Raw genomic sequence first — 8,371 nt, 5'->3', positions numbered from 1 at the left:
GAGAGGTTGGCAAGAAAGCAGAGAATCTCATTCAACGCCAGTTTGAAGCATCCAAGACAATGGAAAAGTACTACACAGATTACCATTCCAGCAAGCAATCAAAAACTCTATTTATCGCCAGTTTTAGATGGTTTTAACAGCGAAATTATCGCCTACAATCTTTCTACTTCGCTCAACTTGAAATAAATAAAATCTATGCTAGAACAGACCTTCACTGAGTAACATTATACAAATACGATTCTTCATAGTGACCAGGGATGGCAATATCAACACGATTTCTATCATCATTTTTTAGAAGACAAAGGAACCATCCATGTCACGTAAAGGGAACAAGCCCATACAACGGCATGATGAAGTCTTTCTTTTGCATTCTGAAGTCTGAGATGTTTTATGGTTATGAGAAGATGTTTAAGTTAATTGAGCATTTGAAACAAGCTATTGTAGGCTATATTGATTACTACAACAATAAACGAATTAAGGTAAAACTAAAACATACTAAGATTAGTAGTGAGGAAATCTCCGACGGGAGAAAGTACTCACTACTTTTTTCGTTATGTTAAAGTAGAGGTGTCTTGTTAAGTCGATGAGTCCTTTGGCGCTAGACGTCGTAACTAAAACTGGCAAGACACCTGTTTTAGGAAGAATGTTATCAAAGTATGTGGGACGAAAAACGTCGAGTATTGAAAATGACATCACTAAAGCAAGGAATCATTCAAGACAAAGAGGTAATATCATGCGAGTAATTTTTGGGATTGACGTGAGTAAAGCAAGTTCAGAAGTGGCCATCTTGGTCAATGGAGAGAAAATACATGGCTATACCATACCCAATGATGCCATCGGATTTAATCGACTACTTGGGGATTTGAGAACTGTTTACCAACCAGAGATTGTATTTGAGGCGACTGGTGTCTATTCTCGTCGTCTTCAGGCCTTCTTTGAGGATAATAGTTACGCTTATATACGGCTCAATCCCTTAGAATCCAAGAAACAATTAGATAGCTTGCGAGTGCGTAAAACCGATAAGATTGACGCTGAAAAACTAGCTACGTCTCAGTTCATCCTCAATCGTAAACCAAGCTATGTCCAAGAAGCGCTTTATCAAGAATTACGCGACCTCAGCCGTTTCTATCAGAATCTTACTGAGGATATTGTCTGCTCTAAAAACCGCCTGCACAAGGTTTTGCAGGTCACTTTTCCTGAATTGGAAAAACATCTTGTCGTCACCAACTGGGAAACAATATTGGAACTTGGTCATGGCTTTTCCATGTAATAGTTTTGTACTGGAGTTAGATGACGCCACATTAAGAGCTATCATCCGTCAGTCTACATCAAAACGCATCTCTGAAAAACGTGTGACTTACTTAGTAGATAAGCTTACAAAACTAGCTAATCATTCTTATTGTGCGGTCAAGAAAACCTCTCCAATGATGGAAGAGGTCAAATACTATGCAGGGGAGTTACTTAGGCTTTCTGAATATAGACAAAGTGTTTTAGAGGAGATGATAACATTGGCTCAACCTTTGCCAGAATACGAGATTCTTCTCTCTATTCCTGGAATAGCTGAAACCACAGCGACAAGCATTATTGGTGAACTTGGTGACATTCGTCGATTTCACTCTGCCAATCAAATCAATGCTTTTATCGGCATTGATCTGAGACACTATGAATCTGGGAACTTTCTCGCCAAGGAACACATCACTAAACGAGGTAATCCCTATGCCAGAAAAATCTTGTTCAAGTGCATTCAAAACATCGCTTCAGCTAGTCATACCAATCCTTGCCATATCGCTGACTTTTATGAGAAACGAAAAAGACAATCGCAAGTGACTTCAACCAAACCACACACGATTGCCTCTATACATCGTCTCATTAGAACAATGTATTACCTCATAACGCATAACAAACTTTACGATTATACTTCTACCCAAAATCGGTAAAATTGTTTATGCCATATGATTGTAACACCTTATCAAAAAAATCACTAGATAAGGCGTTGTTTTTGCGTACACTTTTTACACTGAACCTTAGTTCAAAAATAGACAAATTCCTTAGTTTGACTATGGAATTCAAACTATTTTTCATCAAATGCCTTGACATGCTTGACAAATGGTAGAAAAGGACTCAGTCCTGTGTAATACAGAACTAAATCCTTCGGATAAATTAATTGTCTAACTTTTTGGGATCAGTACATTGTTCCAAGAGTGTTTTGTAGCTTATTTACGATTTTGTTTACCAGCGTTACGATTTTTTTGGGGTTTATTTGCAATTGCTTGGGTATTTTTTGGAGTGACATCTTTACGCTTGTTTGGTGTTGTACGAGGGGCTTTTGGAGGGTTCTTTTTGAACTCTTCAGCAACTTTCTCTTTTAAGCGAGGTTTGATGATATAGTTAGTAATCAACTGCTGGATAATAGAGAAGATACCACCAACAAACCAGTAAAGGATTACGGCTGCAGGTGAGCTGATACCAAAGAAAATCATCATGATTGGCATGCTGTACATAGTCGCCGCCATTTGCTTACGTTGCTCCTCAGGAACTTGTTGAATAGACAACCAAGATTGGAAATAGTACAGAGCGGCAATGATGATAATCAATGGGAAGTCACGATGACCGAGGTTAAACCAGAGAAAGTCATCCTTGAGTACACCAGGAGTGTAACGTGCTGCATAGTAAAGCGCTGAGAAGAATGGAAACTGAATCAATAGAGGAAGACAGCCAACACCGCCCATTAAGCTTAGGCCGTTTTCACGCTGAGCTTGCATGAGTTCAGACTGGGCAGCCATTTTTTCTTCTTGAGTTTCAGCGTTGCGCAAACGTTCGTTAATTGGTTCTAAGACAGGAGCAAGGTACTCACGTTTTGCTGCTTGGTAGGCCGCACTACGAGATTGGTGAAGACCAAGTGGTAAGATAATCAAACGAACAATGATAGTTACGAAGATAATACCAAGACCAAATCCCAGATTTAAATTATGTGCGAAGTAGGTGATGACGTGGCTCATAGGGCGACCAAGTAGGTTCCAAACCCAACCAGTAGGATTACCAGACTTATCAAGGCTCACACATCCTGATAGGAAGAGAAGCATGCTGGCAGCAAGCCCCATAAGGGCTAGACGTTTTTGATTTTTATTCACAATATCATTCCTTTTGTTTTTAGTTATACTTGTCTATTTTACCCTTTTTTAAGGAAGAGAACAAGTTAAAAACGGAGCTCCGACCTTAATTAGCCATGCGAAAATCGCTGTAATTAGGGAAGTTAGCCATGGTCACATCGACATAGGTTACTTTAGACCATTTTGAAGGCCCTTTTCGAACTTCTTGGATAAACTTAGCTAGCTTAGCAGGCTTATCTGATTGTGCTAGAATTTCAACAGTTCCATTATCGTTGTTCCAGACTCGACCGTAAATATCTCCAATTTCGAGTGCTAATGCATAGGTTGAATAACGAAAACCAACACCTTGGACTCTTCCTGAGACTAATAATCTTACTTTTTGCATGGCCCATGACCTCCTTTTGAAACCTCTTTCTTTCAGTATAATCCTTGCTATAAAGTCGGTCAAGTCCAAGATTTATCAAGCAATTTCTGCTATAATGAGTGTATGGAAATCATTCAATCAAAGCAAAATGCTAGTATCAAGACTGCTAGAAAATTGTTGCAACGCAAGCACCGTAAAACCAGTTATCTTTTAGAAGGGTGGCATCTCTTTGAGGAAGCAAAGGCAAGTGGTGCGGATATTCTTCAAATTTTTGTGCTTGAGGAGATGGCTGACCGTGTAGCTAATATGTCTAAAGTTAAGTTGGTTAGTCCAGAGGTGCTCAAGGAGCTCTGTGAAACTCAGACGCCTCAAGGGATTGTTGCAGAAGTTGCTAAACAAACTCAAGCCTTGCCAGAGTCTCTTTCAGGGAAGTACCTCCTCTTGGAGGATGTTCAGGATCCTGGTAATGTAGGAACAATGATTCGAACAGCGGATGCTGCAGGTTATGATGGGGTCTTTTTATCAGATAAATCCGCTGATATTTATAATCAGAAGACCTTACGTTCTATGCAGGGAAGTCATTTTCATCTGCCAATCTATCGTGGACCGATTCTTGAGATGGTTGAAACTTGTAAAAAACATGATTTAACAGTCTTGGCAACGACTCTCTCAGAGGTTTCCGTTGACTATAAAGCAGTTAAGACAGACGGTAATTTTGCCCTAGTGATGGGAAATGAAGGTCAGGGAATCAGTGAGGAGATGGCTGAGTCTGCTGATCAACTGGTACATATTAACATGCCGGGCCAGGCAGAGAGTCTCAATGTTGCTGTTGCTGCAGGGATTATCATGTTTAGTCTCTAGGTCCTAAGGCTGATTTTATTGGAAAATATTCGCCTTTTAAAATAAATTTAAGCTCTAGTGGTATAATGAAGAAGCATTAGAAACATTAATGAGGTATTATTATGAAGCGACCAGAAGATGATAAAGAATTCATGGAAGTTGTTGGACATTTGATTTCACACCCACGTTTTCAAAAATTGGATGGGATTGTCCAACACCATCATTCGACACGTTTGGAACACTCGGTTAATGTTAGTTATACTAGCTACAAAATTGCTAAAAAATTTGGCTGGGATGCTAAGAGCACTGCTCGAGGTGGTCTCTTGCATGACTTTTTCTATTATGATTGGCGAGTAACCAAATTTAATAAGAGTCATGCTTGGGTGCACCCACGGATTGCTGTTCGTAATGCCAGAAAGCTTGTTAATTTAAACAAAAAAGAAGAGGATATCATCCTCAAACATATGTGGGGAGCAACTATTGCACCGCCAAAGTATAAGGAATCTTATATCGTTACCATGGTGGATAAGTACTGGGCTGTTAAAGAAGCAGTGACACCTTTACGAAATCGCATTAAAAATCGTAAGTTTTTCCGTCGCAAGACTCTACAAAGTCACCACCATTAATTTATTAAACTTAGGAGATATTTATGGAATCAAATGCAATTTATACAACTAGTGATGCAGGATTAAATCGCTTTTTCGGGAAGATTTACGGTCTTGTTGGTATTGGGGTAGGGATTTCAGCAGTCATTTCTTATCTGATGTTATTCCCTCTCTCTCATCTTTTTGTTAATATTCTGATGAATTATTCTTGGGTTTATACGGCAGCTATTTTTGTTGAGTTAGCTTTGGTTTTTTTGGCTAGTGGTGCTGCACGAAAGAACACACCTGTGGCTCTGCCCTTATTCTTAGTTTATTCAGCCTTGAATGGTTTTACATTAAGTTTTATCATTGTCCAGTACACTCAGGCTAATGTTTTCCAAGCTTTTATTAGTACTGCCATTGTCTTTTTTGTCATGGCACTTATCGGAGTTTCTATTAAGCGTGATTTGTCAGGAATGGTCAAATTCCTTATGGCGGCTTTGATTGGAATTATTGTGGCTAGCTTAGTTAATATTTTCTTTGCAAGTAGCACGATGAGTTTTGTGATTAGTATTGTATCAGTTCTCATTTTCTCTGGCTTAATTGCTTATGACAATCAGTTAATTAAAAAGATTTATTATAGTACTAATGGTCAAGTCACAGATGGATGGGCGGTTTCTATGGCGCTCAGTCTCTACTTGGATTTTATTAACTTGTTCTTGAATATCTTGCGAATCTTTGCAAGTCGTGACTAGTAAAAAAATCAGCCGTTCGGCTGATTTTTTTGTGTTTAACGTTTTTTGTAATGGTTTCTTGTTAACCTGTATAGGTGTAGGAGAGAAGATAGTAATCCCATTTTTCGACATAGCTATCTTTGTCGGAAAAGGCCCACTTATCGTCTTTCTTAGTGAGTTCAACTGAGTAATCCTTAAAGATATTTGTTTCGTCTGTCTTTGGTACCGATGGACTTACTTTTTTAATTGAATTAGGTAAGTAAGTTTCCATATAGTATTGTTGGGTCAATTGGTCGACATTTCCAGCGTTAGCATATTGCTTTGTAGGTAGTTTTTAAGATCGTCAGTAAGACTTGGATGGTTAGCCGCATATGCATCGTCTGCAGCTTTCATACTGATAGTTGACATGTCAACGTTAAACTCCGTCTTATATTTAGTAACGATAAAGTTATCAACAGAGTAACTACCACGTTCACCGTTATCAGTTTAAACACATCCGGAAACTTTTGGAACTTCATCTCCAGTTGGTTTGATATTATCAGTTTCATCATAGCTATATTGAAGACTATCTGAGAAATATTGATTAAGTTCACTCTTAGTCTTATCTAAGTCATTAGAAACAAATTTATTGTAATTTTTACTTTCTCCATCTAGAGAAACTGCGTTGAAATAAGCATCAACATCTTTTTTTACATTGGTAGTTGTTTGACCATCGAAATTTTTTGGACTAGTAGAAACAGTCTGTCCTTTTGTCTTTTCATCTTTTGATTCAAAATAGAGTTTATATTTTGAATCGTTGTTCACTTCGAAAAAGAGAGAGACAGTCTTGTAGTCATTAGCTTCAACTTTTCCAAAGTCATCTGTAGCATTTTCTACGTTATTATTTTTGTTGAAGAGAATAGGTAGGTCATCTTTGTCAATCTTACTTGATGTGACTTTTTTACCATCCTCATCTTTGAGGTAAAACTGTTTAGCAGATGTTTTTAGCTCATTTTTCATATCTTCAGAAATATCCTCAAGTTTGAATGAGGCTTCAACCAAGGTTTGATCAGCTTTAAGTTTGGGGCCTCTTCTAGACATATAGATAATGTCGTTAACAGAAGCTTAGCATCGAGTTTTGGTTTGGCACATGCTGACAATGTAAAGACGGCTATTAGAGAAATCGCCCCAGAATAAAGATATTTTTTTATAAATAATCCCCATTATTTTATTAAGGTTATGCGTCTATTGTATTATGAAATATCCCTTGAGATTATTAGAAATTTGGGGTTCAAGCCTTTTCTTATGCTATAATAAGGTTACTATTGTAAAAAATGGAGAATAAAATGACAAAAACACCCTTTATTACGGCTGATAAACTTGATCAAATCACTGCAGAATTTCCAACACCTTTCCACCTTTACGATGAAAAAGGTATTCGTGAAACAGCGCGTGCAGTTAATGCAGCCTTTTCATGGAATCCTGGTTTTAAAGAATTCTTTGCTGTAAAGGCAACACCTAATCCAGCAATCCTCAAAATCTTGAAGGAAGAAGGGTGCGGTGTAGATTGTGCGACTGATACAGAGCTTGTCATGAGTAACAAAATTGGTTTTGATAGCACTGCTATTAGTTTTACGTCTAATGATACACGTGCAGAAGAATTTGTTTACGCGCGTGATATTAATGCGACAATTAACCTTGATGCTTACGAAGATATCTTCTTCTTGGAAGAGGCTGCAGGGCTTCCTGAAACGCTTTCTTTACGCTTTAACCCAGGTGGTGTCTTTTCACTTGGTACAGATATTATGGATCATCCTGAAGAATCTAAATTTGGGATGACTAAGGAGCAACTTTTCAAAGGTTATGCCTACCTTAAAGAAAAAGGGGTGAGATCATTCGGTTTGCATGCCTTCTTGGCGTCAAATACAGTAACGAATGAGTACTATCCAACCTTAGCTGCTCAACTCTTTGAATTGGCTGTAGAAATTAAGAATGAGCTTGGTGTCAGCCTTGACTTTATCAACTTATCAGGTGGTGTTGGGGTAGATTATACGCCAGCGAACAAGCAAAACGATATTGCTGCTATCGGTGAAGGTGTTCATACTAAATTTGATGAAATCCTTGTTCCAAATGATCTCGGGGACATCAGTATTTACACTGAACTTGGTCGTTTCATGACAGCGCCACACGGACTCGTTGTTACTAAGGTTCTCCATATTAAGGATACTTATCGACGTTATGTTGGTGTTGATGCTTCTGCAGTTAACTTGCTTCGCCCAGCAATGTACGATGCCTACCACCACATTACTAATATGACTAATCCAAATGGTGATATTCAAGTGGTTGATGTCACAGGTTCGCTCTGTGAAAACAATGACAAGTTTGCTAAGAACCGTGAATTGCCTGAGGCTCGTATTGGAGATATCTTGGTTATCCATGATACTGGTGCCCATGGCTTTTCAATGGGTTATAACTATAATGGTCGTCTTCGTTCGGCAGAAATCCTCTATCAAGAAGATGGAACAGCGCGAATGATTCGCCGTGCAGAGACTATGAATGATTATTTTGCGACACTTGACGGATTTGATTTTGAAATTTAACAAATAGGCTAGACCTAGGAGGTCTAGCTTATTTTGCTTATGTGACTTTAAGTCCGTTTCGCTCCGAAGGTGCGAAACAGATAAACCACCCGCTATGTGATATGATACCTCTTAAGTAGACAAGGTAAATACCTAAAATCTACTTAAGAGGTATTTTTAT

General features: G+C 38.4%; 9 protein-coding genes and 2 pseudogenes. 6 read left to right on the top strand and 5 right to left on the bottom strand.

The genetic code is table 11. The annotated features are described in order from the left end of the window. Positions 1–560 (top strand): annotated as a pseudogene (locus ADF62_RS11230) (IS3 family transposase); the annotation flags it as partial. 173 nt (positions 561–733) lie between these two features. After that, positions 734–1,937: pseudogene (locus ADF62_RS08935) on the top strand (IS110 family transposase). 276 nt (positions 1,938–2,213) lie between these two features. On the opposite strand, the gene yidC reads toward ADF62_RS08935, so the two are convergent. Both yidC and ADF62_RS08925 read right to left on the bottom strand, forming a co-directional pair. Beyond that, positions 2,214–3,131, bottom strand: a complete 918-nt coding sequence (yidC, locus tag ADF62_RS08930) for a membrane protein insertase YidC (protein ID WP_048788626.1) — start codon at positions 3,129–3,131, stop codon at positions 2,214–2,216. An 85-nt stretch (positions 3,132–3,216) separates the two neighbouring features. Beyond that, on the bottom strand, positions 3,217–3,495 hold the full coding sequence (locus tag ADF62_RS08925; protein WP_037621586.1) for an acylphosphatase: 279 nt from the start codon (positions 3,493–3,495) through the stop codon (positions 3,217–3,219). A gap of 102 nt (positions 3,496–3,597) precedes the next feature. Between ADF62_RS08925 and ADF62_RS08920 the strand changes: the two genes are divergently transcribed. The 3 genes from ADF62_RS08920 (at position 3,598) to ADF62_RS08910 (ending at position 5,653) form a co-directional block, all read left to right on the top strand. Continuing rightward, the gene (locus tag ADF62_RS08920) at positions 3,598–4,335 is read left to right on the top strand and encodes a TrmH family RNA methyltransferase (RefSeq protein WP_048788625.1); all 738 of its coding nucleotides are present in this window, start codon (positions 3,598–3,600) and stop codon (positions 4,333–4,335) included. 101 nt (positions 4,336–4,436) lie between these two features. Then, positions 4,437–4,940 (top strand): HD domain-containing protein, encoded by a 504-nt coding sequence (locus tag ADF62_RS08915; RefSeq protein WP_003098033.1) that lies wholly within the window; start codon positions 4,437–4,439, stop codon positions 4,938–4,940. Between the two features lie 23 nt (positions 4,941–4,963). After that, positions 4,964–5,653, top strand: a complete 690-nt coding sequence (locus ADF62_RS08910) for a Bax inhibitor-1/YccA family protein (protein WP_048788624.1) — start codon at positions 4,964–4,966, stop codon at positions 5,651–5,653. 61 nt (positions 5,654–5,714) lie between these two features. Here ADF62_RS08910 and ADF62_RS08905 read toward each other — a convergent pair whose 3' ends face one another. The 3 genes from ADF62_RS08905 to ADF62_RS08900 form a co-directional block, all read right to left on the bottom strand. Then, positions 5,715–5,903, bottom strand: coding sequence for a hypothetical protein (locus ADF62_RS08905; protein ID WP_227278534.1), 189 nt, complete (start codon positions 5,901–5,903; stop codon positions 5,715–5,717). 14 nt (positions 5,904–5,917) lie between these two features. Next, positions 5,918–6,040: a hypothetical protein gene (locus ADF62_RS11720; protein WP_275043076.1), complete on the bottom strand. Its 123-nt coding sequence runs from the start codon at positions 6,038–6,040 to the stop codon at positions 5,918–5,920. Between the two features lie 78 nt (positions 6,041–6,118). Beyond that, positions 6,119–6,712, bottom strand: coding sequence for a hypothetical protein (locus ADF62_RS08900; protein WP_048788623.1), 594 nt, complete (start codon positions 6,710–6,712; stop codon positions 6,119–6,121). A gap of 245 nt (positions 6,713–6,957) precedes the next feature. On the opposite strand from ADF62_RS08900, the gene ADF62_RS08895 reads away from it, so the two are divergent. Then, positions 6,958–8,211, top strand: a complete 1,254-nt coding sequence (locus tag ADF62_RS08895; protein ID WP_048788622.1) for a diaminopimelate decarboxylase — start codon at positions 6,958–6,960, stop codon at positions 8,209–8,211. Positions 8,212–8,371: the final 160 nt, after the last annotated feature.

The organism is Streptococcus sp. 1004_SSPC, assembly GCF_001069025.1.
GTDB classification, from domain to species: Bacteria; Bacillota; Bacilli; order Lactobacillales; family Streptococcaceae; genus Streptococcus; species Streptococcus vestibularis.
This window is presented reverse-complemented; position numbering and strand designations above follow the sequence as displayed.

Excerpts from the sequence above, each read along its gene's own strand:
- ADF62_RS08925 (WP_037621586.1), bottom strand. The coding sequence starts at position 3,495 with ATGCAAAAAGTAAGATTATTAGTCTCAGGAAGAGTCCAAGGTGTTGGT.
- ADF62_RS08920 (WP_048788625.1), top strand. The coding sequence starts at position 3,598 with ATGGAAATCATTCAATCAAAGCAAAATGCTAGTATCAAGACTGCTAGA.
- ADF62_RS08915 (WP_003098033.1), top strand. The coding sequence starts at position 4,437 with ATGAAGCGACCAGAAGATGATAAAGAATTCATGGAAGTTGTTGGACAT.
- ADF62_RS08910 (WP_048788624.1), top strand. The coding sequence starts at position 4,964 with ATGGAATCAAATGCAATTTATACAACTAGTGATGCAGGATTAAATCGC.
- ADF62_RS08905 (WP_227278534.1), bottom strand. The coding sequence starts at position 5,903 with ATGGAAACTTACTTACCTAATTCAATTAAAAAAGTAAGTCCATCGGTA.
- ADF62_RS11720 (WP_275043076.1), bottom strand. The coding sequence starts at position 6,040 with ATGTCAACTATCAGTATGAAAGCTGCAGACGATGCATATGCGGCTAAC.
- ADF62_RS08900 (WP_048788623.1), bottom strand. The coding sequence starts at position 6,712 with ATGTCTAGAAGAGGCCCCAAACTTAAAGCTGATCAAACCTTGGTTGAA.
- ADF62_RS08895 (WP_048788622.1), top strand. The coding sequence starts at position 6,958 with ATGACAAAAACACCCTTTATTACGGCTGATAAACTTGATCAAATCACT.